Below are 1,480 nucleotides of genomic sequence, written 5' to 3' on the forward strand. Positions count from 1 at the left end.
GGGGGGGTGTCCCTATGTTTCGAGTCAAGCCGCGAGAGTGGGTGGCTCGGGGGTCGGGACTGGTGTGGGTGACTGGTAGTACGTGCCGTCGCGGAGCATCGCGAAGATGACGTTGCAGCGGCGGCGGGCCAGGCAGATCACGGCGGCGTTGTGGCGCTTGCCCTCGGCGCGTTTGCGATCGTAGTAGGTCTTCGAGATCGGGTCGTGGTTCGAGGCGACCCAGGCAGAGTAGAACAGGGCGTTCTTCAGCCGCTTGTTGCCCGATCGGGCGGGGAACTCTCCGCGGATCGAGGTCCCGGATCTTCGTGTGACCGGCGCGATCCCGGCGTAGGCCGCGAGGTGGCCGGGAGTCTCGAACGCGGAACCGTCGCCGATGTTCAGGAGGATCTGCGCGGCGGTCTTGAGGCCGATCCCCGGCATGCTCCTCAAGACCGAGGCGAGAGGGAAGTCCTCCAACATCCCCTCGACCTCCCTAGCCACCGTCGCTCGCTGCTCCTTCAGCTCTTTCACCTGGCCAGCGACTCTCGGGATCACCAACTCCACTGCGGCGGTCGCAGGAACGACCACGGTCTGCTCACCCAGCGCCGCGAAGATCTGGTCGATCAGGCCTTCGGGGTCTCGGCGAGAGTGGGCGCGGGCGAACCGTAATACCTTCCCCCGGCCTGCGGTCTTGAGCCCGGTGGGGCCGCCATACTTGATCAGCAGCTCCAGGGTGAGACTGTTGGCGAGGCTACCGCCGGCGAACACCCGTTCCAGGGCAGGATGGATCTGCGTGAGCAGCGACCGGATCCGGTTCAGCGCCCGTGTTGTTTCGTGAGCGAGATCCTCATCAAAGCCAGCGAGGACCTTCAATGCGGAGAGGACCTCGTTGTCACGGTCGACGGCACGGAGGGTGTGCGGCATGGTGCGGGCGGTGTCGGCGATGATGAACGCGTCGCGTGCATCGGTCTTGGACCGGCCCGGATACAGGTCCGCGGCCTTTCGCATCGCTAGTCCGGGCAGGTAGGCCACGGCACAGCCCGCATCCCGGGCGACCGCGATCGGCAGTGCTCCGATGGTGTTGGGTTGATCGACGACCATCAGCACGTTGCCATGCTTCTGGAGTTCGGTGAACAGCTCCCGCAGCTGGGCCTCGTCCTGGGGCAGGGGCTTGTCGAACAACCGGCTTCCGCCGGGGTCCAGGGCGCAGGCATGGTGGCCTGTCTTCCCAACGTCTAAGCCGATCACGACCGCGAATCTTGTCTCCATGATGCTGTCCTCCTTTGACGCATCACTGCTGGTCGCAGTCACGACACCCGATGCCGGCACCCACGTTACGAAGAGACCTCAGCAGTGCTGGGCCGTGTCCCTATCAGCGGTCAACGCGTGTCTCTCGACCGGGCGGCAACACCCCCCGGACCATGGATGGCAGGGCAACAAAGCCATACCCGGCCGAGCGACCAGACCCCCCGACTATCGGGGGTACTCACAAGGTAACGGG

At 65.4% G+C, this 1,480-nt stretch carries 1 protein-coding gene; it reads right to left on the reverse strand.

Translation table 11 applies throughout. The features are described 5' to 3' along the window. Positions 1-24: 24 nt before the first annotated feature. Positions 25-1,248, reverse strand: a complete 1,224-nt coding sequence (locus tag CKW39_RS15185; RefSeq protein ID WP_095798958.1) for an IS110 family transposase — start codon at positions 1,246-1,248, stop codon at positions 25-27. Between the last annotated feature and the right edge of the window lie 232 nt (positions 1,249-1,480).

Source organism: Kocuria sp. WRN011, from assembly GCF_002295155.1.
GTDB classification, from domain to species: Bacteria; Actinomycetota; Actinomycetes; order Actinomycetales; family Micrococcaceae; genus Kocuria; species Kocuria carniphila.